The organism is Wolbachia endosymbiont (group A) of Machimus atricapillus, from assembly GCF_964027095.1.
Classification (GTDB): domain Bacteria; phylum Pseudomonadota; class Alphaproteobacteria; order Rickettsiales; family Anaplasmataceae; genus Wolbachia.
Map to the genome: position 1 here is coordinate 1127074 of NZ_OZ034727.1, position 25409 is coordinate 1152482.

Annotated in this window: 23 protein-coding genes and 1 riboswitch; of the genes, 15 read left to right on the forward strand and 8 right to left on the reverse strand. The window is 36.2% G+C overall.

Going from position 1 to position 25409, the window contains the following annotated elements; genetic code table 11:
* Positions 1–14: 14 nt before the first annotated feature.
* Entirely contained in the window at positions 15–1184 is a 1170-nt protein-coding gene (gene ubiG, locus AAGD68_RS05515) for a bifunctional 2-polyprenyl-6-hydroxyphenol methylase/3-demethylubiquinol 3-O-methyltransferase UbiG (RefSeq protein WP_341814176.1), read from the reverse strand.
* A 175-nt stretch (positions 1185–1359) separates the two neighbouring features.
* Here ubiG and dnaG point away from each other — a divergent pair, with 175 nt between their 5' ends.
* Both dnaG and AAGD68_RS05525 read left to right on the forward strand, forming a co-directional pair.
* Positions 1360–3108, forward strand: a complete 1749-nt coding sequence (gene dnaG, locus AAGD68_RS05520; protein ID WP_264735691.1) for a DNA primase — start codon at positions 1360–1362, stop codon at positions 3106–3108.
* Between the two features lie 184 nt (positions 3109–3292).
* On the forward strand, positions 3293–4375 hold the full coding sequence (locus AAGD68_RS05525) for an efflux RND transporter periplasmic adaptor subunit (protein ID WP_264687940.1): 1083 nt from the start codon (positions 3293–3295) through the stop codon (positions 4373–4375).
* 73 nt (positions 4376–4448) lie between these two features.
* On the opposite strand, the gene grxD is transcribed toward AAGD68_RS05525, so the two are convergent.
* From grxD to AAGD68_RS05540, 3 genes are all read right to left on the reverse strand, one after another.
* The gene (gene grxD, locus AAGD68_RS05530) at positions 4449–4772 is read right to left on the reverse strand and encodes a Grx4 family monothiol glutaredoxin (RefSeq protein WP_164224629.1); all 324 of its coding nucleotides are present in this window, start codon (positions 4770–4772) and stop codon (positions 4449–4451) included.
* A 15-nt stretch (positions 4773–4787) separates the two neighbouring features.
* Entirely contained in the window at positions 4788–5006 is a 219-nt protein-coding gene (locus AAGD68_RS05535) for a BolA/IbaG family iron-sulfur metabolism protein (protein WP_341814177.1), read from the reverse strand.
* Positions 5007–5084: 78 nt separating this feature from the next.
* Positions 5085–6407: a malic enzyme-like NAD(P)-binding protein gene (locus tag AAGD68_RS05540; RefSeq protein WP_265045111.1), complete on the reverse strand. Its 1323-nt coding sequence runs from the start codon at positions 6405–6407 to the stop codon at positions 5085–5087.
* Positions 6408–6533: 126 nt separating this feature from the next.
* Between AAGD68_RS05540 and pgsA the strand changes: the two genes are divergently transcribed.
* The 8 genes from pgsA to AAGD68_RS05580 all read left to right on the forward strand — a co-directional run bounded on the left by pgsA (position 6534) and on the right by AAGD68_RS05580 (position 12644).
* Complete coding sequence (pgsA, locus tag AAGD68_RS05545) at positions 6534–7076, forward strand: CDP-diacylglycerol--glycerol-3-phosphate 3-phosphatidyltransferase (RefSeq protein WP_253309177.1); 543 nt, start codon at positions 6534–6536, stop codon at positions 7074–7076.
* A gap of 100 nt (positions 7077–7176) precedes the next feature.
* Entirely contained in the window at positions 7177–8175 is a 999-nt protein-coding gene (locus AAGD68_RS05550) for a hypothetical protein (RefSeq protein ID WP_253309178.1), read from the forward strand.
* 60 nt (positions 8176–8235) lie between these two features.
* Positions 8236–8943 carry an outer membrane protein assembly factor BamD gene (locus AAGD68_RS05555; protein WP_253309179.1) on the forward strand — a complete coding sequence of 236 codons (708 nt, stop codon included), beginning with the start codon at positions 8236–8238 and terminating at the stop codon, positions 8941–8943.
* 59 nt (positions 8944–9002) lie between these two features.
* A complete protein-coding gene (locus tag AAGD68_RS05560; RefSeq protein ID WP_253309949.1) occupies positions 9003–9743 on the forward strand; it encodes a YebC/PmpR family DNA-binding transcriptional regulator in 741 nt (246 codons plus the stop codon).
* A complete protein-coding gene (locus AAGD68_RS05565) occupies positions 9740–10678 on the forward strand; it encodes a M23 family metallopeptidase (RefSeq protein WP_253309180.1) in 939 nt (312 codons plus the stop codon). The genes AAGD68_RS05560 and AAGD68_RS05565 overlap by 4 nt, the downstream gene beginning before the upstream one ends.
* A gap of 7 nt (positions 10679–10685) precedes the next feature.
* Positions 10686–11531, forward strand: a complete 846-nt coding sequence (locus tag AAGD68_RS05570; protein ID WP_264688468.1) for an SPFH domain-containing protein — start codon at positions 10686–10688, stop codon at positions 11529–11531.
* Between the two features lie 76 nt (positions 11532–11607).
* Positions 11608–11710: riboswitch (TPP riboswitch) on the forward strand.
* Complete coding sequence (locus AAGD68_RS05575; protein ID WP_253309181.1) at positions 11699–11941, forward strand: SemiSWEET family sugar transporter; 243 nt, start codon at positions 11699–11701, stop codon at positions 11939–11941. (Overlaps the previous riboswitch by 12 nt.)
* Before the next feature lie 13 nt (positions 11942–11954).
* Positions 11955–12644, forward strand: coding sequence for a thiamine diphosphokinase (locus tag AAGD68_RS05580; protein ID WP_253309182.1), 690 nt, complete (start codon positions 11955–11957; stop codon positions 12642–12644).
* A gap of 174 nt (positions 12645–12818) precedes the next feature.
* Here AAGD68_RS05580 and AAGD68_RS05585 read toward each other — a convergent pair whose 3' ends face one another.
* A complete protein-coding gene (locus AAGD68_RS05585) occupies positions 12819–12950 on the reverse strand; it encodes a hypothetical protein (protein WP_341814178.1) in 132 nt (43 codons plus the stop codon).
* A gap of 652 nt (positions 12951–13602) precedes the next feature.
* Between AAGD68_RS05585 and AAGD68_RS05590 the strand changes: the two genes are divergently transcribed.
* The 3 genes from AAGD68_RS05590 (at position 13603) to AAGD68_RS05600 (ending at position 18457) form a co-directional block, all read left to right on the forward strand.
* Positions 13603–15006, forward strand: a complete 1404-nt coding sequence (locus tag AAGD68_RS05590; RefSeq protein ID WP_264687944.1) for a malonyl-CoA decarboxylase — start codon at positions 13603–13605, stop codon at positions 15004–15006.
* Between the two features lie 79 nt (positions 15007–15085).
* Positions 15086–16882, forward strand: a complete 1797-nt coding sequence (lepA, locus tag AAGD68_RS05595) for a translation elongation factor 4 (protein ID WP_265045113.1) — start codon at positions 15086–15088, stop codon at positions 16880–16882.
* Between the two features lie 1233 nt (positions 16883–18115).
* Positions 18116–18457, forward strand: a complete 342-nt coding sequence (locus AAGD68_RS05600; protein WP_341814179.1) for a TrbC/VirB2 family protein — start codon at positions 18116–18118, stop codon at positions 18455–18457.
* A gap of 43 nt (positions 18458–18500) precedes the next feature.
* On the opposite strand, the gene AAGD68_RS05605 is transcribed toward AAGD68_RS05600, so the two are convergent.
* Positions 18501–19514 (reverse strand): pyruvate dehydrogenase complex E1 component subunit beta, encoded by a 1014-nt coding sequence (locus AAGD68_RS05605; RefSeq protein ID WP_253309186.1) that lies wholly within the window; start codon positions 19512–19514, stop codon positions 18501–18503.
* 301 nt (positions 19515–19815) lie between these two features.
* The gene (locus AAGD68_RS05610) at positions 19816–19938 is read right to left on the reverse strand and encodes a hypothetical protein (RefSeq protein WP_264687946.1); all 123 of its coding nucleotides are present in this window, start codon (positions 19936–19938) and stop codon (positions 19816–19818) included.
* Positions 19939–20230: 292 nt separating this feature from the next.
* Here AAGD68_RS05610 and topA point away from each other — a divergent pair, with 292 nt between their 5' ends.
* Positions 20231–22681, forward strand: coding sequence for a type I DNA topoisomerase (gene topA / locus AAGD68_RS05615; RefSeq protein WP_253309187.1), 2451 nt, complete (start codon positions 20231–20233; stop codon positions 22679–22681).
* 164 nt (positions 22682–22845) lie between these two features.
* On the opposite strand, the gene AAGD68_RS05620 is transcribed toward topA, so the two are convergent.
* Positions 22846–23673: a rhodanese-related sulfurtransferase gene (locus AAGD68_RS05620; protein ID WP_265017441.1), complete on the reverse strand. Its 828-nt coding sequence runs from the start codon at positions 23671–23673 to the stop codon at positions 22846–22848.
* Between the two features lie 129 nt (positions 23674–23802).
* Between AAGD68_RS05620 and AAGD68_RS05625 the strand changes: the two genes are divergently transcribed.
* Positions 23803–25401: an ABC transporter permease gene (locus AAGD68_RS05625; protein ID WP_264687949.1), complete on the forward strand. Its 1599-nt coding sequence runs from the start codon at positions 23803–23805 to the stop codon at positions 25399–25401.
* Positions 25402–25409: the final 8 nt, after the last annotated feature.

The window sequence follows — 25409 nt, forward strand, 5'->3', positions numbered from 1 at the left end:
TTATAGAGTTAAATCTAACTACTCATCAAACCACAAAGTATATAATTAATATCCACACCTTTAGTTAAATTCCACTCACGCTTTATTACGTTGTACTCCATGCCAGCCATGTTTTGCAGCGTTACATTATTTTCTCTTAAGTGATTTGCAATTTCTGACGGCTTGAGAAATTTATTCCAATTATGCGTACCCTTAGGCAGCCAATTTAATATGTACTCTGCGCCGACTATTGCAAGACAGAAGGATTTGATAGTTCTATTTATTGTGGATATAAAGATTAGCCCTTCTGGTTTCAGCAATTCTATTGCTCTTCTCATAAAGAATTCTAAATTATCTACATGCTCGACTACTTCCATCAGCAGAACCACGTCGTACTTCTTGTCATTGCTTAGCTCTTCAATGCTGGTGTGCATATATTCTACATTAAGCCCTACTTTTTTCGCATGTGACTGTGCCACTTTGATGTTTTCTTCACATACATCTATTCCCACAACGTTAATGCCAACGCGTGCCATTGACTCTGACAAAATGCCACCACCGCATCCAACATCAAGCAATGATAATTCTTTCAAATTGCATTTTTTTAACTCTTTTATTTTCTCAATAATGTAAGATACTCTAACAGGATTCATCATGTGCAATGGTTTGAATTTGCCGTTCTCATCCCACCACTGGCCTGCCATTTTAGCGAATTTTGATATTTCATCTTCGTTATAAGTTTTTGTTTTTTTTTTCTTAGAGGCTATATTACTGAGTTTATCAAGGCGTTTTTTATGTCTGCTTTCTTTTGAAAATTCTGTTTCGAGGAATTGTTTGACTATGTCTTTTGCTAATCCACTCGCAGTAAACCCTGCACCAAGACACAGTACATTTGCGTTGCCATGCTCGCGAGCTAATTTTGCGATCTCAACACTGTTACATAAAGCAGCGTAGATTCCTTCAAAACGATTTGCCACAGTACTCATGCCCAAACCTGTACCACAAATTAATATCCCATAATTTGCTTTTTTGCTTGTTATATCTTCTACAACTTTAACAGCATAGTCTGGGTAATCTACACACTTTTGCTTAGCAGTGCAGCCTTGATCTACCGCTGTGTAACCCAGGGTTTCCAGGTAGGATTTTATTTCTGATTTTAATTCATAACCAGCATGATCTGAGGCAATTGATATTATATCTGACATATAAAAAGTTGATCTTGCATAACTTAAGGATATTTATATGGGTAATTTATTTTGATCTTTCTGTCAAGCCGTTTTAATACTCCTGATCTTTCGGGAGTCCTAAAGCTTGAAATAAATTTCGAGTCAGATGTGTATAAATTCTATATAATTTTTATCCTACTACTAATTCAATAAGATGGATCACATAGATATTATAAAATCAAAATTATTATTATCTGACATAGTAGGTAAAAAAGTCAGGCTAATAAAAAGAGGAGATAGTTTTGTTGGGCTCTGTCCATTTCATAACGAAAAAACCCCATCTTTTTCGGTGAGCAATACTAAGGGGTTATATTACTGTTTTGGTTGTTCAGCTAGTGGTGATGCATTTGAATTTATTTCACAAACTGAAGGATTAAGCTTTAAAGAAGCATTGGAAAGATTAGCATCGGTTACAGGTGTTGAACTGCCCAAAAGTCTTAGTATTACAAAAGGGGACAATAAACTATTTTTAGCGCTTGATTTAGCTGCAAATTGGTTTGCACAAAAAAATCAGGGCATTGTAGATTATTTAAAGCAGCGCAAGATTTTACCTGAAATCATAGATAAATTTAAGATAGGTTATGCACCAAGCTCTGGTTTGAAAGAGTATTTAAACTCTTCAGGTATTGAAGACAAAATTTTAATTGATATTGGATTAGTAAACAAAAATTTTCATGATTATTTTTATGACCGGCTGATATTTCCTATATACAACATTGCAGGAAGAGTTATTGGTTTTGGCGGACGTGCGCTGAGTTCTGAGCAACAGCCAAAATATTTAAATAGCCCAGAGAGTCAGCTCTTCAAGAAGAGGGAGAATTTATACGGATTAAACTTTGCTTTAAGCGAAATACGTAAAAAACAGCACATATTTGTTGTTGAAGGATATATGGACACTATAGCGCTACATCAAGCGGGAATTAGTAATGCAGTTGCTCCACTTGGTACCGCAATTTCTGCAGAACAGATAAAAAACCTGTGGAGATTTGCTAAAGAAATCTCCATCTGTATGGATGGCGATAATGCCGGATATCGTGCTGCTACACGAGTTGCGGAACTTGCTCTGCCAATATTAGAGCCTGGATACACGTTAAAGTTTGTGACTTTGCCGAGTAATAAAGATCCATACGATATATGTAACGAACTGGCATACAAGAAAGAAGACGTGTTGACTGCTCTTGACCATTCAACAAAACTGCATTCTGAATATTTATGGCGTCACATAATCGATAGCAACTTTCAAAATTATGAAAAACTTGCTCCGGAAAAATATTCAATTCTTGAGCACAAGTTCATGGAATATGTAAATACTATTAGCAACAGCAGTATTAGAAGGTATTATAGAGATTATTTTTACAATAAGGCTAGTGAACTAAGAAGTAGCTTCAAAAAACAGATTTTTAATAGTAAAACTAGAGCAACAAAAGGTGAGTATCTTCATAACAAATCTCCAGAGCTAATTGAGGCAGAGCAAAATCAGGCCATAATTTTGCGTATAGCCGTAGAATTTCCTGAAATCTTGAACCGTCCTATATTTTTTGAGCAATTTTCTCATTTTGAATTTACTAATGAGATGAAAAGATTACAACAGCGTGTAATTGATGTAATAAGTAACAAAAGCAAACTTGGTAAAGAGGCTTTGTTACAAGAATTGAAACAGTTTGACGTTATAAAGTATGTATTTGAAAAAACTAGTGTACTAAATAGCCAACTGAACGAGAGAAAATCTGCAGAAATTGTGTGGAATAATATAGTGTTACTAAAAGAATTAAATGCGTTACGAAAAGAAAGAACCGAAGCGAGGCTGAGCGGTAATCTTGACTTAGAGGAAAGGTTGATAGAACAAATAGAGCAAATAGAAAGTAATATACAAGAAATGCAAATGGAGTTTATTGAAAAGTAGGCTGCTACAGTTAATTATTTTTAGGTTGTTTGTCATTCTGCTGCTTTTTAACGGAATTTATACTGCCTCTTAGCAATAAAAAACTTACTTATTGTAGGAAAATCTTGTGTTTGTTCTCATATAAAACTATTTATGGAGTGACAATGGTGCATGTATTATACTTACATTTTTGATTCGAAAATTTATGCAGTTGTTTCTAACAAAATTAGTCAACAAATTCTATTGTTTAAAGATGAGAAATAAAGTAATCATCATTTCTAGTATTGCTTTTATTCTACTGTTTTTTATCAGCAGTGCATTTTTAAAAAAAGATCAGGCGGTTCATAGTGATAATGCAACTAGTAGCTTTTCAGTAAAAACTCAAGAATGTGCGCCGCAAAACCGCACTATATATTTAAATTTTTCTGGTACAGTAAATCCCTTACATAGAGCTAGCCTTGTCTCAAAAATAAGTGGTAAGATTATTGCTATTTATTTACCTGATGGTGAAAAGGTAAAAAGAGATGATGTAGTGTTAAAGATAGAAGATTATGACAGGATTGAGCAATCTCAGAAAGCCAAAGCTTTATTAAAGCAGCGTGAAATTGAGTATGATTCCTCTCACAAACTGAATAAAACAGGCTATGGAGCACAAATACAAGTAGAAGCAGCTTTTACTGCGTTACAAAGTGCAAAAGCTGACCTAAAAAGGCTAGAATTGGATTTAGAAAATACTGCAGTCAAATCTCCTATAGATGGTTATATTGATAAAATCAATGCAAACGAAGGGGATTTTGTTAATGCTGGGCAAAAAATAGCTGACGTGGTTGATTTCGATCAAATTCTTGTGGTGTTATACGTTTCGGAAAATGAAGTAAATAAAATAGAGCTAGGCAGCACAGCTCAAATTAGTTTACTGGACGGAAAAGAATTGGCAGGTGAAGTAAGTTTTATTAGTAAAATTGCTGAGCCTAAAACTGGGTCTTATAGGGTAGAGGTAAAGGTAATTAATAATAAAATGATATCCTTGCAGGGACTAACTGCCAACGTAAGACTACCTTCAGGCGAAAGATTTGCATATAAAGTTCCTTCTTCAGCCCTGAGCTTAAGTGACGAGGGTGCTCTTGGAATAAAGATTGTTGATGACAATAATTATGTAATATTTGTACCAATAGAAATTGTTGATCATGAGAGCGATGGGGTTTGGATAGTAGCAAATAACGAAGGTAAACCCATAAAGTTAATAGTATTGGGCCACCTATTTGTTAAGCCTGGTGATAAGGTTTAAGACATAAGATCCTTTTTCATAGCTTATACTACGTTATACCAATCCCAGCGTCTGGGCACTGGTTTCTTGGTACTTATTCCGCAATAATTTTTTTTTCCTTCAATAAATTTTGCAGTTCGCCTTTTTCGTACATCTCGCGAGTGATGTCGCAACCACCGATAAACTCTTCCTTTATATATAATTGTGGAATTGTTGGCCAATCAGAAAACTTTTTTATAGATTCACGTATTTCATCATTCTCCAACACGTTAATATACTTAAACTTCACGTTCAATTTTTTTAGGATTGACACGACGAGTCCAGAGAATCCGCATTGAGGAAAATCAGAAGTGCCTTTCATGTACAACACCACATCATTTTCCGCTATATCTTTTTTTATTTGTTCAAAACTGCTCATAAATTCACCTTATTTTTAAGTATTAGTTTCCAGTTGCAAGGCGTGTATAGACTGACCTTCCAGAGCTTTATATACCATTTTATGCTGTTCTATTTTTGTCTTTCCAAGAAAGCGCTTGGAGGTTATTTTTAAATGATAATGATCATCATCTCCAGCAAGGTCCTGAACCTTTATATCAGCGTCGGGGAACGATTGTTTGATGATACTTTCTAATTCGTGAATTGCAATAGTCATTGATTTGCTTTAAATTACAATACTTTCATTATAAATCTAAAACGACTGGGTGCAATTGAATTATTGATTATATGGTTACTAATATTGTGAAGACAGTAGATTCAGCGTGTTAAGTGTACTAGCAAGGCGAGATTTCAATTGATTTTCATATTTACTCCAATCTTGTATTGCCTTTCTTGCAATACCTGAATCAACTGCGGCTTTTGCAACAGCAGGAGATACTATAGAAATTAATCTTGGGTCAAATGGAGTAGGTATTATATATTCACGTCCATAGCTCATTTTACGACCGCCATAGGCTGCAGATATCTCGTCAGACACTGGCTCACGGGCAAGCTTTGCTATTGCATCTGCAGCTGCAATTTTCATCTCATCATTTATTGTTGTTGCATGTACATCAAGCGCTCCTCTGAATATATAAGGAAATCCCATTACGTTGTTGACTTGATTGTTGTAATCTGACCTGCCAGTTGCGATTATTGCATCTGGCCTCACAGATTTTGCAAACTCAGACCTTACTTCTGGATCGGGGTTGGCGAGAGCGAAAATAATCGGGTCTTTGCCCATACTCTTTAACATCTCTTCATTTAACACATCTTTTGCAGATAATCCGATGAATACATCAGCGCCTTTTATTGTATCAAGTAGAGAACGTTCGGAAGTATCAATTGCATATTTTTCCTTCCACTCATTCATGTCCTCGTTTCTACCTTTGTATATTACTCCTTGCTTATCACACAGCACTATATTTTTAGCGCCCATGGACTTTAGTATTTCTAAACATGCAATACCGGCTGCTCCAGCACCATTCATAATGATCTTAACGTCCTCTAATTTCTTTCCGACAATATCAAGAGCATTTTCTATACCAGCTGCAACAACCACTGCAGTTCCATGCTGGTCATCATGGAACACTGGAATATCCATCAGTTCATTCAGACGTTTCTCTATTATAAAACAATCGGGAGATCTTATATCCTCTAAATTTATCCCCCCCCAACTTGGCCCAAGGTACCTTACTGCATTGATGAAATCTTCTATATTTTCTGTACCAACTTCTATATCAACTGCATCAATATCAGCAAAACGCTTAAATAAAACAGCTTTGCCTTCCATGACAGGTTTTGCAGCAAGAGGACCGATATTACCAAGCCCAAGCACTGCAGTGCCATTTGAAATGACAGCTACAAAATTGCTTTTTGCCGTATAATCATAAACAACCTCAGGATTTTTAGCTATTTCAAGGCACGGAGCTGCAACGCCAGGAGAATAAGCAAGTGACAAATCATACTGGGTAGATAAAGGTTTTGTTGGCATGATTGAAATTTTACCAGGGTTACCACCTCTACTGTGATACTTAAGTGCCTCTTGTTTTGTGGTATTATCTAAATCATCGTTCATTCTTATATTTTAAGCTTGTAATTTTTAAGTATATGGAGTTTTTATAAATGTTCAATTGTAAACTATTAGCTTGTGAACTCTGTTGTACTTCTGTATAAGTTTACCTATTACGTAAGATGATATTACATGCTTAAGAAAAACGTGCCTAATTTGCTTACAATTTCTCGTGCACTTGCAATACCAGCAATAATATTAAGTTTTTATATAGAAAATAAATATGCAGGCCTGATAACAATATCAATCTTTGTGTTTGCGTGCATTACGGATTTTTTTGATGGTTACTTGGCGCGTGCGTGGAAAGTCCAATCAAAGTTTGGCAAGCTATTTGATCCAATTGCTGATAAATTAATAGTGGTTTCAACGATAATTATGCTAGTTTATAAGCAGAAGATAAATGATTTTACAATAGTACCATCGATTATCATCATCTGTAGGGAAATATTAGTTTCGGGTTTACGGGAGTTCCTTATAGCTATAAATGTTAGTCTACCTGTAAGCAAAGCTGGCAAAATTAAAACATTTTTGCAGATGGTTGCTGTAGTAGCGCTAATAATGAATGATTACGACACAACTCAATATATAGGTGCAATTTGTTTATGGGTTGCAGCTATTATAACTATGTGGTCAGGCTATAATTATATCCTAGCCGGCATCAAACAGGTTGACTGAATTTCTTGAGAAACAGTTAATATACAAAAGTAGTTAATACTTTCATAATATTGACTGAATAGTTAAAATCCTGTATAATATATTAGTTAATAGGGTTTATATGACTGATAACTTTAAGACTACGTTTTCTCCTGAAGATTTTTTTGGGGATTTTTGGCTGACAGTTGATAAGGAAGTCAAAAAAGAAAGGTCAGAACAAGAGTCATTAACACTAAAAGAAGAAGCAGAAAAAAAGAAGAAGCTTGAACAGGAGTTATTAATGCTAAAAGTAGGAGAAGCAGAAAAAAAGAAGAAGCTAGAACAAGAGCTATTAACACTAAAAAAAAGAGAGCTATATAGACAATGTGTATCATTGGTAACAATGGTTCCATTTGCATTATTTATGGCTATTGAACTGGAAAAAATATGTAGCGATCAGGTATTACTTGGCGTGATAAGTGGCGCGCTAAGCCACACTATATTACCTTCTATGGTCCTATCTCTTATTTGTACGCTATATTTAATTTACAATAATAGGAAAATAGCACAAAAAGAACGAGAGTTGGAGAATATTGAAAATGGAGAGGAAGTAAAGGAAAAAGAGCACAATATTTCTGATATAGGTCAGTGTTTGATCTATATTGAGGCTATAACAACTGCACTGATTATTGTAGGTATGATAATGGGTGAAACATCTTCACTTGAAGCAGCAGAGGATGCAATTTTATTTCTTGCCAATGCAATTGCTTTTCTTGTAACTCTTGTTTCTTATATTGATGAGCATGAAAAAAATAAGAAAAAGGAAACAGAAAAATCTAATCTTGATGAAAAATCTAGCAAGAAAACTAGCAATATGTCTGTAGCCGGATTGGCGCTTGCTGGTTCTTCTATATTTTTAATAAGAAGGATAATGTTAATGGCATTAGCATCGTCCTTAAATCCTGCTGTTGGGCCTACTTTAGGCTTGATAGGTATTGCACTTTTTATGGTTGTACAGATATTAACTACACATTCCTACAGCAAAACGCTGAAAGATCCAAAAGTGGAAGGACAAGGTAAATCGAGGAATGCAGGTAGTTCTGACCGTAGTTATAAAGAGGAAGGGCCGGCTATTGCCTAAGAAATTTATTTATTTAAGTAATATTTAGGTCTATACTTTATTTTGATCGAAAAAAATCTTATGTATAAGACTTTAATCACGTGCTTTATTTTCCTAATTTGCTCCTTTACACAATCGTATGCGGATGATCTTGAAAAAACTGAAGCTGAACTATATGAGGAAGCAGTTGAACTTTTTGACCAGAAAAAATATAAACAAGCTATTAGGGCATTTCAAAAGATAGAAGATTTGTACCCTTTCTCTTATTGGGCAAGGAAAGCAAAATTATTATCTGGGGTTTCTCACTATAATATGGGTAACTACAGTAGTGCTGCAAGTGATATGGATGATTATATATACGTTTATTCAAATGGTGAAGATTTGCCATATGTGTATTACTTAAGAGTACTATCTTATTACATGCAAATTAACAAAGTGCAGCTCGGGCAACAAGTTGCATATAAAACTTTAGAGCTAGCTACAGAGTACATTAATCTCTTTCCAGGCAGCGAATATGTAGACGAGATGAAGGAAAAAGCAAAGCTGATCACAGAGCATATATCAACAAAAGAGTACTCTATCGGTAAGTTTTACCTGAGGCGTGGTGAATATTTAGCAGCAATTAAGCGTTTCCAGAATATAGCAAGCTATAAGGATTCTAAATATTTTTCTAAGTCTATTAACTATTTAATAGCAGCCCATTCAGCTCTTGGCCTTGACTTAGAAGCTGAGCAGTATGAAAGTATGTTATTAGCAGAAAACCTGCAAGATGCCAAGCCAGAGGCTTGAAAATTTGCTTTAGCTTTTTCTATGCTTTGATATATAATTAGGTTTTTAACTATTTGAATATGGCTGGTCATTCACAATTTTCAAATATAAAACATCGGAAAGGCACTCAGGATGCAAAGCGCTCTCAAAAATTTACGAAGCTGATTAGAGAAATAACAGTTGCTGCAAAGCAAGGGCTACCCGATCCCGAACTCAACCCGCGCCTTCGCTCTGCTATATTTGCTGCACGCAAGGAAAATCTACCAAAAGATAAAATAGAAACAGCAATAAAAAATGCAACTGGTAACGTTGCTGGAGAAAATTATGAGGAAATCCAATATGAAGGTCATGGGCCTTCTGGCACTGCACTTATTGTCCATGCCTTGACTAATAACCGCAACCGTACTGCTTCTGAGGTACGTTATATATTTTCTCGCAAGGGTGGAAACTTGGGAGAAACAGGAAGTGTTAGTTACCTTTTCGATCATGTAGGCTTAATCGTCTATAAAGCAGAGGGTGTGAATTTTGATGATTTATTTAATTATGGGATCGAGTTAGAAGTATTGAATGTTGAGGAAAATGACAAAGAAGGATTACACGTTATAACTTGTGAAATAAAAGATTTTGGTAAAGTACGCGATGCCTTTTATGCAAAATTCGGAGAACCAGAACTTGCTCGTCTTTCGTGGCAACCAAAGGATCTAGTTGAAATTAGCGATAAAGAGTTGATCGATAAATTATCCACATTGGTTGAAGAATTAGAAGATAATGATGATGTACAGTATGTTGAAGGTAATTTTACTTTTGTTGATAAGCTATGAGGCTGGTAATATTTGTATTGCTTTGTATTTTACCAGCATATGCTACTGAAACATCAACAGATCTTGCACAGCCATTCCAGCATGGAATCAGAAAAAAAAAAGCTACTTTGACGACAGAAAGTGATGGAAAGTTGTTATTCATATCTAGTGACATAAAATCCTCTTTTTTTGACACGGAAGGGTTGGCGCCAAATACAGTGGTAAAATTGATCAACATATATAAAGATTTTGGTGTTGATTTTAAAAAAGACATTGTGCCGAAGAGTAAATTGGAGGTTCTTTTTGAGAGATCGCTCAGTAATCAGAAGACTGAAGAAAAGATTTTATATGCTTCACTGACAATAAACAAGAAAGCTATTAGTTTATATCATTATAAATCGCAAGACGGCAAAGAAAGGTATTTTAATAAAGAAGGAATAAGCTTAAAAAATGGCGAAATTTTTGCAAATCCTTTAAATGGAGATTATCGCATATCCTCAAAATTTGGCAATAGAAAGCATCCTGTTCGCGGTAAAATTGCTTTTCACAAAGGAGTGGATTATGCAGCTAAGCTTGGCACTCCCATATACGCTGCTGCAGAGGGTGTGGTAGAATATATAGGAAAGAATGGTGGCTATGGAAATTACATCAAAATAAAACACAAAAATGAATATTCAACCTGTTATGCGCATATAAGTAGATTTAGTGGCGATATAAAGTTAGGCTCTAAAGTAAAACAGGGGCAGGTCATTGCCTATGTTGGTAGCACTGGTGTTGCAACAGGACCCCATTTACATTACGAAGTTATATATAACGGCAAACACATCGATCCGCTTACGATAGCGCATGAAACTGAAGTAAAATTGCCTGATCATGAATTAAGAGAGTTTAAACTATTTGTAAATAAGATAAATAAAACGATCAACAGAGAGGGTTCAAGTGAAAAAGAAGTTTAAAGACAATATGGATAAGAATACGATAAACGATAGAAATTTAAGTCAACTCCGGTTTTTTCCTGTACTAATAGCGCTAGGATTAATTTTATCGCTGCTTTTTTTTGCATATGACAGCACAATTGCGCTTGGAGTTGCTGCTGTTTCAATTTTGACTTTTCTTCAAGGATTTTTTATTAATGACCCTAATGAAGCAAGAGTGATAGAGTTTTTTGGTCATTATATTGGAACTTATTTTAAGTCTGGAATATGTGTAACGCTTCCCTTTTCAAGCAAATATATAGTTTCCCTAAAATTTCAAAATATCAACACAGAAAAAATAAAAGTGAATGATGCAAATGGAAGTCCAATAGAGATTTCTGCAGTAATTGTTTGGAGAGTAAACAGCCCTGCAAAGGCGTATTATAATGTTAACAACTATCACGAATTTGTTTTTGTACAAAGTGACTCAGTAATAAGAGAATTAGCAAGCAATTATCCGTATGATAGCGAAAGCGATGAGGAATCTTTACGTAAAAATTCTGATAAAATTTCAGATGAATTGCGGTCAATGTTACAACAAAGATTAGATATTGCAGGAATTGAGATTACAGAAGCAAGAATATCGCATTTGGCGTATTCGTCCGAGATTGCACAAGCAATGTTAAGGCGTCAACAAGCACATGCTATCACTTCGGCAAGAAGGCATATAGTGCAAAATGCAATAGGAATTGTCGAGGAAGTAATAGCTCATTTTGAAAAAAACAAAAGCTTACAATTAGATGGCAAGCAAAAGGTTCAATTGATAAATAATTTGTTGGTTGCCCTAATCTCTGAGCAAGATGCACAACCGACGATTAGTTTGGATAATAATTAGCATAGAAGCCGATTGGGTTTCATGAATGCAAGTCACTATTAATTTCTTGATTAATAGACTAAATGATGTTATAAATTACACGCATTAGGGGTGCTCTAGAAAAGCTGAGAGTACATAAAGTACAACCCTTTGAACCTGATATTGTTAAAGCAAGCGTAGGAAAATATATGTATATAAATATTGAAGAATGCTTCGGCTTCATTGCGTTAATTGCATCTCTAATTGGATTATCACCTCAAGTATATAAAGCATATATCACTAAAGTTACTCGTGATGTATCGATGCTAATGTTAGTAAACTATCTTATTTGTTCATTGTCTTGGATTGGCTATGGTCTTTACCAGAGCTCAATTTTTGTGGTGCTTAGCAATATTGCTGGATTAGTGATTAGCATAATATCAATTATTTAAAAATGTTACTACGATGCAAAACCTGCACCATGATCATGTGCTGCACTGCAGTACACAACAACAATATCGTTCTATTGTAGTGCTAAATGGAGAAATACCGAGCTCATCGTTTTTTAAACGAGATATACCTATTATTGCTGTAGATGGAGGAGCAAACAAGCTTCTATCAATTGGCGTAAAACCTGATCTTGTAGTAGGAGATTTGGATAGCGTAAATCTGGATTTACGTGCTAATTTGAATACGATATATCTACCTGATCAAGATTATTGCGACTTTTCTAAAGCAATGGCTCACTTAAAAACAGTAAAGTTATTGCCATCAATAGTAACGGGTATTACTGGAGGAGCAATTGATCACATACTACAGAATATTAACATTTTTCTAAGTACGGGCAGTATCTTTTACACACCTTCACCTCCCATGGTAGGTTACATCCTACAAAAAAGTATTACCCATTTTTCTTTGCCGAAAGATACTAAAATATCTTTACTTGGTATACCGAGAGCTCAAATATCAACCAAAGGATTAAAATGGGAACTGCATCTTAGCAACCTTGCTTTTCCAGGAAAGAATTCTTGCTTTAATCGAAGTTTAGGCAGTAAGTTATCTATAGAAGTACACAGTGGTATATGTTTGGCGATGGTTTATTTAGAAGCAGTAGATGATGCTGCAAGACATCATGTGCGTCAAGTTAAGAAGTAAATAGACTTCTTGCATAACCCAAACTAAGTAGAAAAAAGGTATCATCCAAGTAGCTAACACTGGTTCCTTTATGACGTGTCATTCCAGTGTCAGCTACTTGAATGACAGCAGTCCTACGTCATACCGCCGCGGTATCTCTAGATCCCGCTAACAAGCAGCGGGATGACGAATTGCTTAACCGTCATACCGCGATTCATTCGCGGTATCTCTTAGCATAGATCCCGCTAACACGTAGCGGGATGACGAGGTTATCGTCATGCCACCGCGAACCGTCATTCCGCCGCAGACCGTCATTCCGCGATTCATTCGCGGTATCTCATCCGCTAACACGTAGCGGGATACTTGACCTTTACAGGGATGACGGTTGTCGTTCAGCTACAAATATTAAGAAATTTACCAAGCGGAAAAAAAGGCAAAAGAAGCCCCGTGGTGCGAGTTTTGACTCTATATTACTGTAAGTGGCGCTGTAATAATGTGCTAACGCTTAAAATAAGCGCGATTTGGCTGAATGTAGAAAAAATTTAAAAGACATGCAGCCGCTATAATTTTATGTAATCCGCCAAAAAATACCCTAAGTTTTTTACTGAATTTTGTCATTGAGCCTGCAGGTCAAAAACAAGTTTTGAGTCATAAATACCCTTATTATCATAATAAGGGGGCTGGCGGAGTTTGTCAAGGAAGTTTTTTGTTTCTACTGAATGACAGTTGTGGCTTGGGAGGTAGTGCAAGAAGTCTATTGTATTACTGAATTATTAATAATTCAGTAATAGTGCCTGCTATGTAGCTAAAATTTTCCTTTAACTTAAGCTATATGTAGCTAAAATAACTTGGGTTTACCGACGATTTGACAAACGACAAATTCGTCATCACGCTGCTTGTTAGCGGGATCTAGAGATACCGCGGCGGTATGACGTAGGGAAACCTGACTTGCATTAGCCATGTATAATAAAGGGAATCTATGACAAAAGAATCATTGGTAAAAACTGATATAGTGAAAGTTGAAGACAAAAAAGCGGTAAGAAGCTTTTTTAAAATACTAGGTGGAGTGGCAGATGCTGTAAGATCGTGGATTGGTAACATCGGTCCTGATTTAAGCAACAGTCGCGATATCGATAGTTTAGTCTTGAAGATGAACGAGTGCTTAAACCCAAAGGGAGGAGAGGTTTCAGCACGTAAGAACGCTGTATCTCTTGGTAACCTGTACTTGAGCTTATCAGAGAAAGGTAAAATAAAATTTCTACAAACCCTGGCAGAAAAATTTAATCCGAATAAAGCGGAAATAGATGAGAAAATTAAAGAGTATAAGAAAAACCAAGATCCCGAGTTAAACTATAAATTTGAACAGGATTTAATAAAAATTCTTGAATCACCGCGTTCTAAAATATTGAAGCAATTTATTTCTCTACCAGAAGGCCTCAAGTTTATTGTTGATATGCGTTCTGATGTGCTTAAGCTAAAGAACCAATATAGAAGCTTGAATCCACTAGAGAATGAATTAAAAAATATACTCTATACTTGGGTTGATGTTGATCTACTCGATCTTCGTCAAATCACCTGGGATTCACCTGCATCATTGCTAGAAAAACTTATAAAATATGAAGCTGTGCATAAAATTTCCTCTTGGGATGACTTAAAAAACAGACTAGATTCTGATCGTCTCTGTTTTGCTTTCTTTCATTACAAAATACCAAACGAACCTCTAATTTTTGTAGAGGTTGCATTGGTGAATAAGATTGCAGATAGCATTCAACACCTTTTAGATGAATCAGTACCTTCAAGTGATCCAAGTAGTGCAAGCACTGCTATATTCTACTCAATATCAAATACTCAAGCAGGGTTATCTGGAATCAGCCTTGGTAATTTTTTGATCAAAAGGGTTGTAGAAAAGCTATCGCAAGAGTTTAAAAGTATAAAAACATACGCAACTCTTTCTCCAATACCTGGCTTTACGAAATGGCTAAAAAACAATCTAAACCAAGATGTCACTTTATTGGGCAAACTAAATATAAAACAATCTAGTGCAGAAATTTTAGAAAGTGCAGAGCAATTAAAAACTAACGTTGAATGTACAAATGAAACTAAACAATGCATGCTTAAACTGTGTACATATTATTTACTAAAAGTGAATAATAGTAATGGAAATGCTTATGATCCGGTGGCACATTTTCATTTAAGCAATGGCGCATCAATAAAACAATTAAACTGGATGGCGGATACTTCTGAAAAGGGTATTAGTCAGTCGGCTGGAATGATGGTGAATTATCTGTATGAGTTGCCTAAAATAGATAACAATCATGAAAACTATATGGTTAATAAAGTGATTTCCTGCTCGAAAAAAGTGTCGTCTATGTTGAAGGAGTAAATAGTCTCTTAATAAATAATTGCCCTCACAACACTTAAAATGTAAAATAGTTTTACTAATTAAGTATAGTAGGCCATAAATGAACAACATAAGAAATTTTGCAATAATAGCGCATATAGACCACGGTAAGTCAACGCTTGCTGACCGTTTAATAGAGAAATGTAACGGCCTTGAAGCAAGAGAAATGATCAATCAAATACTCGATTCAATGGATATAGAGCGTGAACGTGGCATTACAATTAAAGCACAGACGGTAAAACTCAATTATACGGCAAACGACGGTAATCAATATTGCCTAAATCTCATGGACACCCCAGGTCACGTTGATTTTTCTTATGAGGTAAGTCGAAGCTTAGCTGCATGTGAAGGTTCACTTTTAGTGGTAGATAGTAGCCAGGGTGTTGAAGCTCAGACTCTTGCAAATGTATATAAAGCTATTGACAACAATCATGAAATAATAGTTGTACTCAATAAAGTTGATCTCCCTGCTGCAGATCCAGAAAAGGTAAAACTCCAGGTTGAGGAAGTAATTGGCATTGACGCAAGTGAGTCAGTTTTAATATCAGCCAAGACTGGTCTTGGAATAAGGGATGTATTAGAAGCTATAGTGACAAAACTTCCAGCTCCTCAAGGTGATGTGAATGCTCCACTACAGGCAATTTTAGTTGATAGTTGGTATGACACTTATTTGGGAGTAGTAATTTTAGTACGAATTAAAAATGGAGTGCTAAAAAAGGGCATGAAGATTGTTATGATGTCTAATAACTCTACATACCAAGTGGACAATATCGGTATTTTTACTCCTAAAAAAGTAATGACAGGTGAACTCTCAGCAGGTGAAGTTGGTTTTATCACTGCTTCAATGAAGGAAGTTGCAGACTGTAGAGTGGGAGACACTATTACTGAAGAGAAAAGACCGTGCAGCAAGGCATTGCCTGGTTTTAAAGAAGTGCACCCTGTGGTATTTTGTAGTATTTTTCCTAATAAAACGGACGACTTTAAATATTTAAGAGAAGCACTGGAAAAATTACATTTGAATGATGCAAGTTTTACTTTTGAAGCAGAAACTTCAAATGCGCTAGGCTATGGATTTCGTTGTGGTTTTTTGGGAATGTTGCATCTTGAAGTTATTCAAGAAAGGCTCGAGAGAGAATTTGATTTAGATCTAACAGCAACTGCACCGAGTGTTATATATAAGGTTACAACGCAAGGTGGTGAAGTTCTGAGCATTCATAATCCTAGTGACATGCCAGATCCAACAAAGATTGAAATGGTAGAAGAGCCGTGGATTACTGCAACTATAATGGTCCCTGACCAATATTTAGGTGAGATTATATCATTATGTGAAGAGAGGAGGGGAGAACAGGAAGATTTATCTTACATTGGTAACACAACAACAGCATTGTTAAGATATAAGTTACCACTGTCTGAAGTTGTTTTTGACTTTTATGATCGATTAAAATCAATTTCCAAGGGGTATGCAAGTTTGGATTGGGAAATTTCCAGCTATCTGGTAAGCCAAATAGATAAATTAAGCCTTTTAATTAATGGAGAGCCCGTAGATGCACTGGCTTGTATCGCTCACAAAAGCAGAGCAGAAAAAAGGGGGCGTGAAATATGCGCACGCTTGAAGGATCTAATACCACGTCAGCAATATAAAATCGCGATTCAAGCGGCAGTGGGCGGGAAAATTATTGCCAGAGAAACGATTAATCCATATAGAAAAGATGTAACAGCTAAACTCTATGGTGGAGATGTAACGCGAAGAATGAAACTACTTGAAAAGCAAAAGAAGGGTAAAAAAAGGTTGCATTCTATAGGGAACGTAAATATTCCACAGAATGCTTTTATTCAAGCTTTGAAGATAAGTGATTGATCTTAAAAGACTTCTTGTATAGTTTTTGGCAACAACCGTTAGAAACGAAAAAACTTACTTGACAAACTCCGCCAGCCCCCTTATCATGGTACTGGAGGTATTCAGTTATCTTCATCTGTGCAGATTAAACAGCAAGAAAACAACGTATTGGCGTTTTATTTTTAATTTTTTGCACTATGTGCACCTTATGTCTTCACAACATTTCTGGGTTTTTACCTATATAAGCTGAAACGCGCTTATAAGTCGTTTAAGACAGTATAGTACGCCAATTTGCAGGATTAGAGAGTGACAACTAGCTAACACGGGGTTTCTTTTGCCTTTTTTTCTGCTTAGTAAATTTCTTAACGTTTACAATTTTGTTATAAAAGTAGCTAAATTGGAGCGTTGAGAGTAAAAAACGCCAATTTATAAAGTTAATATAGATAATTAGCCAACCATGGGGTTCCTTTTGCCTTTTTTTTCGTTTGGTAAATTTCTCAAACATTTATGGCTAAAGTAATTTAGGTTCACCGACAACCGTTATCCCGCTACGTGTTAGCGGCTAAGAGATACCGTGAATAAATCACGGTATGACGTAGGATTGCTGTCATCCCGCTGCTTGTTAGCGGTATCTAGAGATACCGCGGCGGTATGACGGTTCGTGGTGGCATCTCGTCATCCCGCTACGTGTTAGCGGCTAAGAGATACCGTGAATAAATCACGGTATGACGTAGGATTGCTGTCATCCCGCTGCTTGTTAGCGGTATCTAGAGATACCGCGGCGGTATGACGGTTCGTGGCGGTATGACGATTCGCGGTGGCATCTCGTCATCCCGCTACTTGTTAGCGGGATCTATGCTAAGAGATACCGCGAATGAATCGCGGTATGACGAGGGAGAACAGTTGCTACTTGTTAGCGCCGCGGCGGTATGACGGTTCGTGGCGGTATTACGGTTAAGCAATTCGTCATCCCGCTACGTGTTAGCGGGATCTAGAGATACCGCGGCGGTATGACATAGGACTGCTGTCATTCCAGCGCGTGACGCTGGAATCTAGAAAAAAGAAAACGGATCCCAGTGTCTGGGCACTGGGATGACATCGTTTACTATGTGATATCGTGCCATATTACAATGTTCGTGCAGTTGTGTGTCAACTACTTTTGTGGCACCGTTTGTTATTCAATCTTTATGCTAGCTTTACTAAAAATTATAGTATTTTAGGTATAATTGCAATATCTAAATTTAAGGTATAGGGATGAACCCTAGGAAAGTTTTTAATATTCTTTTTATAGTATTATTTATTTCTTTTTCTCATGTTGGGAGTGCTGCCGCTGACACTAATGCTGATACAACTGCTCAAGTAATATGTAATATTATTGGCTACGTTTGGGGAATAGGTGGACCGCTTATGACCGTAGTGATAATAGGTGCAGCTTTGCTTGCGATATTTGGTAGAATGCCATGGCCAGCTCTTTTTGCACTCGGTATATTTTGTGCTGTATTTTTCGGTGCTAAAACTATTGTGACAAAAGTAATGGGTGGTATAGGTGGAAATACTTCTTTGATGGACCAATGTGGAGTGAACAAACAGAAATAAATTCCGATAACATTTTGCCAGTAAATTGCTTTTATATATTGTATTAGAAGTTAAAAATTATTTTTTTTCTAAAACAGACCTGATGCACGGCTTCAACTATATCTTCCACTTGTGGTAATGCTTTTTTTTCTAGATTTGCAGCGTAAGGTAAGGGGATGTCCTTGCCAGTTACGCGCATAACTGGAGCATCAAGGTAGTCAAATCCTTGTTCCATAACAACGGCTGACAGCTCTGCTCCTATTCCTGCAAATGGCCATCCTTCTTCTACACTAACTAACCTATTAGTCTTCTGAATAGAGTTAATAACAGTTTGAGTGTCAAGTGGTCTTAAGGTTCTGAGGTCAATAACTTCAGCTTCTATACCTTCACCTGAAAGTAAATCCGCTGCGTTTAAAGCATCCATTAATTTCAGTGAGAAAGCAGTGATAGTTACATCCTTTCCTTCCCGTATAACAGCAGCCTTGCCTATCTCAAGTAGATAATCTTTATTTGACAGCTCAGAGTCAGAAACTTCATGTTCATGTCCGTAAGCTATTTCGTTTTCTAGAAATATTACCGGACTCAGGTCACGAATTGCAGCTTTAAGCAGACCTCTGCAATCGGAGGCAAAGTAAGGTGCTATCACTTTTAATCCCGGTATATGCGAATACCAAGATGCAAAGCATTGAGAGTGTTGTGCAGCAACTCTTGCTGCAGCACCATTTGGCCCACGAAATACTATGGGGCATCCAAGTTGTCCACCTGACATATAATTTGTTTTTGCTGCAGAATTCACGATTTGGTCGATAGCCTGCATAGAAAAATTAAAAGTCATAAATTCGACAATTGGCTTTAATCCAGCGAATGCTGCTCCAACAGCAAGGCCAGCAAATCCATGTTCGGTAATAGGCGTATCAACCACTCTATTTTCTCCAAACTCTTTCAGTAATCCTTTTGTTACTTTATAGGCACCATCATACTCTGCAACTTCTTCACCGATGATCAACACGTCAGGGTCGTTTTGCATTTCTTCTCTGATCGCTGTGCATAAAGCTTCTCTTACACTTAAGGTTGCCATTTATAAACTTTTATAGACTTTAACTAAAGTAACTATATCAGAATTACTAGGAAGCGTACAAATTAAGTTTTACAAACTGACCTTACCCAGATGATATGAATAAGTATTACTTGGTTGAAAGCAAGAGAAGATAATAACTTCTCAGAGTGGATAGGTGGCAGTTCTTTTGAGGCACTGTCTGCTCTTACATGGAGTGTAGGAAGAAGACCTCGTGACCCAGATTCTGCCACCGATGAGGCTCAGTCACCTTTTGATAGCCTGAAGATGGCTTTATGTTTCCTGTTTCTTTTTTCCTTTTCCTCTATAAATATATTGTTTTTATATTCAGTTTAAATATTTCACTAATTCTTTTTATCGTCATTGTTTTTTCATCAACTGCTTTGAGAACTCGTTCTCTGAGGTCTTCACTATATGGGCTTGGCATTTTTCATCTCTTTAATATGCCATTATAACCTATTCTATCCTTCAGGTAAACCTTTCTTGGGTTAGCTATAGCAGTGGGAATAGCAGTTGGAGCTTATTGTCTGGTTGCTGCTGCAATCATATACTATTGTAATAGACCTTCAAATTCACTTGAAAATAGCAAGGTCTAAGGGTTTTCTGGAAACCATGAACAACCTACTCTGTAAAATTCACAAGACCTATTAAAATATTTTTTTACTTTTCATCGTATATTTCTCAACATATTATCTTTAAATACTAAAATAATTAACAATATGGCATTATTAATAGTTGAATCACCTGCGAAAGCAAAGACAATAGGCAAATATTTAAGTAAAGAGTTCAAAGTAGCTGCATCCTTTGGACATGTGAGGGATCTTCCAGCAAAAAACGGTTCTGTCGATCCGGATAATGATTTTGCTATAAAGTATGAAACCATTGAAAAAGCAGAAAAGTATATAAAAGAGTTAGTAAAAGCAGCGAGTAAAGCATCAGATATATATCTTGCAACAGACCCAGACAGAGAAGGGGAAGCAATGGCTTGGCATGTGATAGAGACATTAAAAGAAAAGAAAGCAATCAGTAATGAAAACAACATTTATAGAGTAGTCTTTAATGAGATAACAAAGAGAGCAGTTCAAGAAGCAATAAAGAATCCACGTGAAATTAATATGGACTTAGTGCGCGCACAGCAAACACGCAGAGCTTTGGATTATCTAGTTGGATTTAGCTTGTCACCGCTGCTGTGGACAAAATTGTCGGGAAGCAAATCTGCGGGGCGAGTTCAATCTGTTGCATTAAAGCTTATATGCGAACGAGAAGATGAAATCAGTAAGTTTATAACACAGGAGTATTGGAGCATAAAGGCAGAAATGCAAAATAGCAAAGATGAGGCTTTTTTTGCTATGCTGAGTCACTATGACAATAAGAAGCTAGAAAAATTTGATATTAAAAATGAAGAAGAAGCAAAGAACTTAGTCAGGGAGATTGAATCAAGGCAATATGCTGTAAGCACAGTAGAACGCAAGCAAGTTAAGAGAAATCCGCTTCCTCCATTTATTACCTCTACTCTACAGCAAGATGCAGTGAATAAGCTGTATTTTAATGTGAAAAATGTTATGCGCATAGCGCAAAATTTATATGAAGGTATCGATATTGGTGGTGAAACTGTAGGGTTGATAACTTACATGCGTACAGATGGGTTTCATATTGCAGATGAGGCTATAAACTCAATTAGAGGGTCAATTAAGTCGTTATATGGTGATAAATATTTACCACAGTCTCCTCGTAAATATGTAAAAAAGGTCAAAAATGCTCAAGAAGCACATGAAGCAATTCGTCCAACTGATATCAATAGAACGCCGGGTAGTATTAAGGATTACTTAACGCCAGAGCAATTTAAATTGTACGATTTAATCTGGAAAAGAACCATTGCAAGTCAAATGGAATCGGCGATTCTTGATCAAGTGGTAGTTGAAATTAGTTCTACTGATCAGAAAGTGATTCTGCGAGCAAGTGGATCAAGTATATTCTTTGATGGTTTTTATAAAGTCTATCAAGATAACATGGAAGCCGAAAATGAAGGCCTGCTACCTGCCATGAAGGAAGGGGAAGCGTGTAAGCTGATTTCAGTTGAGCCAAAACAGCATTTCACTCAACCGCCACCTCGTTATAGTGAAGCAAGTATCGTTAAAAAAATGGAGGAAATCGGTATAGGCCGTCCATCAACTTATGCGACAATTATTTCGGTATTGCAGGATCGTGAGTATGTTACACTGGATAATAAAAGATTTATTCCAAGCAGTCGTGGTAAGATCGTTACCATATTTTTAGAAACTTTTTTTCAGCGTTGTGTAGAGTATGATTTCACAGCACAAATGGAAGAAAAGCTTGATTTAATCTCAAATGGACATGCAGATTGGAAAAAAGAATTGAGCCACTTTTGGGTGCCATTTTTTGGTCATGTAAATTCTGTCAAGCAAATGACACATGATGAAGTTTTCAGCGGCATTCACGATTTGGTAGTTAATTGGTTTTGTTCAGAGGAAGGAAAAGAAGAAATAGGTAAGAAATGCCCTGCTTGCTCTGATGGTATATTAAAATTGAACTTTGGGCGAGCAGGAGTGTTCCTTGGATGCTCTAACTATCCTGAATGCAACCATACAAAAGAAATTACAGGTAGTAATGACAATTTAGAATATCCAAAAAGTTTAGGTGTAGATGATATAACAGGCCAAGAGGTAGTAATTAAAAAAGGTCCTTTTGGGCTTTACCTTGAGTTTAATAGTGAGTCCAAAAAGAAAAAAACAGTTTCCATACCAAAGGATCTAAATGTTAATGATATTGATCTGAATACCGCTACTCAGTTACTTTCCTTGCCAAAAGTAATCGGAGAACACCCTGAGACCGGAAAGGAAATAAAAATAGGCCTTGGACGATTTGGGTACTATATTTTTTATGATGGTAGATATTTTTCTCTTAAAAAAAGCTCTAAAGAGGTGCTGAATACAGAATTGAGCGAAGCTGTACAAATTATTGCAAACAGTCCACGCAAAGAGTTAAAATCTCTCGGGGTTAATGAAAAAGGAAAAGAAGTTTTCATCTGCAACGGTAGGTACGGATTCTATATAAAATGCGATAGAACAAACGTTGCTTTGGGTAAGAATGCAGATATTGAAAGCATAGATTTGAAGAAGGCTTTAGAGTTGATTAAGGGTAAGAAATAGACTTCTTGCATAACCATATGCTCTTTATTATCATTCCAGCGCGCGACGCTGGAATCTAGAAAAAAAGAACCTGGATGCCAGTGTCTGGGCACTGGCATGACACCCTTTCTGGTAGAGGTTGCTCTCAAATCACAACGTGCATACAACTGCAGCGGCATGATGTTTTATTTATTATAGCTATAACACTGAAGTTTACAATCAGAACAAACCACTTGGCCACGTGGAACTGACTTCAGCTTGTCCGTTGAAACTTGATTTGAGCAGAATATACATTTTATTGTGTTGCTTGGAGTAAGTGAGTTGTCAACAGTAATTCTATCATCAAAAACAAAACACTCACCTTCCCAATTACCATTTTTATTATAAGTTTTTTCAAGGTAAGAAAGAATGCCGCCTTTCAGGTGGTATACATTGTTAAATCCAAGATTTTTCATGTACGCTGTTGATTTTTCGCATCTAATCCCACCAGTGCAGTACATAGCTACTTTCAGGTCTTTACTCTCAGAGAAAGACTTTGCCCACTCAGGAAAATCGCGAAAACGCTGAGTATGTGGATTGATTGCATTTTTAAACTTGCCTAATTTCACTTCATACTCATTTCGTGTATCTATTACTAAAACGTCAGGTTGAGAAGTAAAATCATCCCAATGCTCTGGATCAACATATTTACCCTTAAGGGAAATATCAAGATTGCCTACACCAAGATTCACAATCTCTCTTTTTAATTTTACCTTCATCTTGCTAAATGGTTGATATTCTGCTGCACTCTCTTTCCATGTAAGGTCCCTTAGCCTATAATCAGAACGTAGAAAATCGAATATTTTATCAATCGCGTTTCTTTCACCAGATACGGTTGCATTAATACCCTCTTCTGCAAGGAGTATAGTACCCTTTAATTCAATGTTGTCGCATGCAGTTTTTATTTCGTCTTTCATGTCATAATAATTAGAGAGTTCTACAAAGTGATAGAAAGTTGCAATGACGAAGCTCATGATTATTCACTTATCAACTAAAAACATGATATACAAAATTATAAAGATATTCAATAGTACGGCTGTTAATTACTGGATATCTTCAGTTTTTACATATAACATTTTAATATCAAATATAGATCCAAATTAATGTTTTTGAGAGTATTTAAAAATATATTCTTATTTTTAGTAAGTATATTATTCGTCTGTCCTATACTATCGTTAATATCGATTCTATTTACAGAATCAGCAAATTCTGGATGGGTAATCAGCACACTTTTCCCTGAATATATACTGAGTACGCTAATTTTGATGATAGGAGTGGGGGGGATATCCTTCATATTTGGAGTGATTCCAGCATGGCTCACCACATTTTTTTCATTTCCTGGAAGTAAAATTTTTGAGATTGCTTTGTTCTTTCCGATATCGATTCCTGGATATATAGTAGCGTTCGTCTATGTAAATACACTAGAATTTTCAGGTCCGGTGCAGAGCTCATTAAGAGACATTTTAGAGTGGAGCAAAGGTGACTATTGGTTTCCTGAAATAAAATCCCTAGGTGGTGGAATATTAGTAATGGGATTTAGTTTATATCCATACGTTTATATGCTAGTCCGCTCAAGTCTAAAGAATGTTAGTAACTCAGTCACTATTGCGTCAACACTTGGGTTCTCCTCATTACAGAGCCTGTTTTCTGTCATCATACCTTCCATACGTCCATCAATTATAGCTGGGTTGTCCTTGGTACTAATGGAGGTAATTACGGATTTCGGCACACCACAGTTTCTTGCTATCGATACTTTTACGACAGGAATATATCGCACCTGGTTTTTACTGCATGATAAATATTCAACTACTGTTTTAGCAGTTGCAGAATTGATTTTCGTTGCAACACTAATAGCTATCGAAAAGAAACTACAAAAAAAAGGAATATCTTACTCTTCAATCAACGCTAATGCAGATTATCACAACAAACGGAGTGTAAGTGGCACTATACCATTGATCTTTGCTTATCTTATGTGTGTATTGCCGATATTAATAGGTTTTATTTTGCCAATGATTCCGCTCATATATTGGAGCATAGAGAAGGGGTTTTTCATATACGAAGCAAGGTTCTATAATATAATAGCAAATAGCGTTAGTTTATCATTTATCACCGCATTAATCTCAATTAGCATTGCAATAATGATTGGATATACGGCGCGTAAAAGTAAGGTAATCAATAATGTAGCACGTCTCATTTCTTTAGGCTACGCAATTCCAAATGCAATTATCGCAATTAGCATAATAATATTTTTAAGCAGAATATCTTCTTTCATTACTCAATATATTGTGGAAATTAGCTTGGTAGGAACTATTGGCGCATTAGTTTACTCATATTTATTTCGTTTTTTTGCTATATCTTTCAAGGCGGTAGAATCAGGGCTCAAAAAAACACCAAATGAAATTGAGTGGACTGCATATACCATGGGTCATGGGCCTATTTCCACATGTTTGAATGTTCATATCCCTCTCATCAAGAAGAGTATATTATCGGGATTTTTGCTCGTATTTATGGATACTATCAAGGAGCTCACAGCAACACTCATTATAAGACCATTTAGTTTTGAAACTATATCAACTAGAATATATGAACTTGTAAGCGATGAGCGCTATAGAGAAGCTGCCCCATTTTCGTTGATAATAGTTATAATAGGCTTAATCTCTACAATAACCTTATTTACACTTGATGATAAGGATAAAAAATAAACGTAACC

What these genes read in the sequence shown, in the direction of transcription:
- AAGD68_RS05535 (WP_341814177.1), bottom strand. Translation starts at nt 5,006, where the DNA reads ATGACTATTGCAATTCACGAATTAGAAAGTATCATCAAACAATCGTTC.
- AAGD68_RS05580 (WP_253309182.1), top strand. Translation starts at nt 11,955, where the DNA reads ATGCAAAACCTGCACCATGATCATGTGCTGCACTGCAGTACACAACAA.
- AAGD68_RS05605 (WP_253309186.1), bottom strand. Translation starts at nt 19,514, where the DNA reads ATGGCAACCTTAAGTGTAAGAGAAGCTTTATGCACAGCGATCAGAGAA.
- AAGD68_RS05575 (WP_253309181.1), top strand. Translation starts at nt 11,699, where the DNA reads ATGTATATAAATATTGAAGAATGCTTCGGCTTCATTGCGTTAATTGCA.
- AAGD68_RS05570 (WP_264688468.1), top strand. Translation starts at nt 10,686, where the DNA reads ATGGATAAGAATACGATAAACGATAGAAATTTAAGTCAACTCCGGTTT.
- AAGD68_RS05555 (WP_253309179.1), top strand. Translation starts at nt 8,236, where the DNA reads ATGTATAAGACTTTAATCACGTGCTTTATTTTCCTAATTTGCTCCTTT.
- AAGD68_RS05625 (WP_264687949.1), top strand. Translation starts at nt 23,803, where the DNA reads ATGTTTTTGAGAGTATTTAAAAATATATTCTTATTTTTAGTAAGTATA.
- ubiG (WP_341814176.1), bottom strand. Translation starts at nt 1,184, where the DNA reads ATGTCAGATATAATATCAATTGCCTCAGATCATGCTGGTTATGAATTA.
- grxD (WP_164224629.1), bottom strand. Translation starts at nt 4,772, where the DNA reads ATGAGCAGTTTTGAACAAATAAAAAAAGATATAGCGGAAAATGATGTG.
- pgsA (WP_253309177.1), top strand. Translation starts at nt 6,534, where the DNA reads ATGCTTAAGAAAAACGTGCCTAATTTGCTTACAATTTCTCGTGCACTT.
- topA (WP_253309187.1), top strand. Translation starts at nt 20,231, where the DNA reads ATGGCATTATTAATAGTTGAATCACCTGCGAAAGCAAAGACAATAGGC.
- AAGD68_RS05620 (WP_265017441.1), bottom strand. Translation starts at nt 23,673, where the DNA reads ATGAGCTTCGTCATTGCAACTTTCTATCACTTTGTAGAACTCTCTAAT.
- AAGD68_RS05610 (WP_264687946.1), bottom strand. Translation starts at nt 19,938, where the DNA reads ATGCCAAGCCCATATAGTGAAGACCTCAGAGAACGAGTTCTCAAAGCA.
- AAGD68_RS05565 (WP_253309180.1), top strand. Translation starts at nt 9,740, where the DNA reads ATGAGGCTGGTAATATTTGTATTGCTTTGTATTTTACCAGCATATGCT.
- AAGD68_RS05550 (WP_253309178.1), top strand. Translation starts at nt 7,177, where the DNA reads ATGACTGATAACTTTAAGACTACGTTTTCTCCTGAAGATTTTTTTGGG.
- dnaG (WP_264735691.1), top strand. Translation starts at nt 1,360, where the DNA reads ATGGATCACATAGATATTATAAAATCAAAATTATTATTATCTGACATA.
- AAGD68_RS05525 (WP_264687940.1), top strand. Translation starts at nt 3,293, where the DNA reads ATGCAGTTGTTTCTAACAAAATTAGTCAACAAATTCTATTGTTTAAAG.
- AAGD68_RS05590 (WP_264687944.1), top strand. Translation starts at nt 13,603, where the DNA reads ATGACAAAAGAATCATTGGTAAAAACTGATATAGTGAAAGTTGAAGAC.
- AAGD68_RS05600 (WP_341814179.1), top strand. Translation starts at nt 18,116, where the DNA reads ATGAACCCTAGGAAAGTTTTTAATATTCTTTTTATAGTATTATTTATT.
- AAGD68_RS05540 (WP_265045111.1), bottom strand. Translation starts at nt 6,407, where the DNA reads ATGAACGATGATTTAGATAATACCACAAAACAAGAGGCACTTAAGTAT.
- AAGD68_RS05560 (WP_253309949.1), top strand. Translation starts at nt 9,003, where the DNA reads ATGGCTGGTCATTCACAATTTTCAAATATAAAACATCGGAAAGGCACT.
- AAGD68_RS05585 (WP_341814178.1), bottom strand. Translation starts at nt 12,950, where the DNA reads ATGAATCGCGGAATGACGGTCTGCGGCGGAATGACGGTTCGCGGTGGC.
- lepA (WP_265045113.1), top strand. Translation starts at nt 15,086, where the DNA reads ATGAACAACATAAGAAATTTTGCAATAATAGCGCATATAGACCACGGT.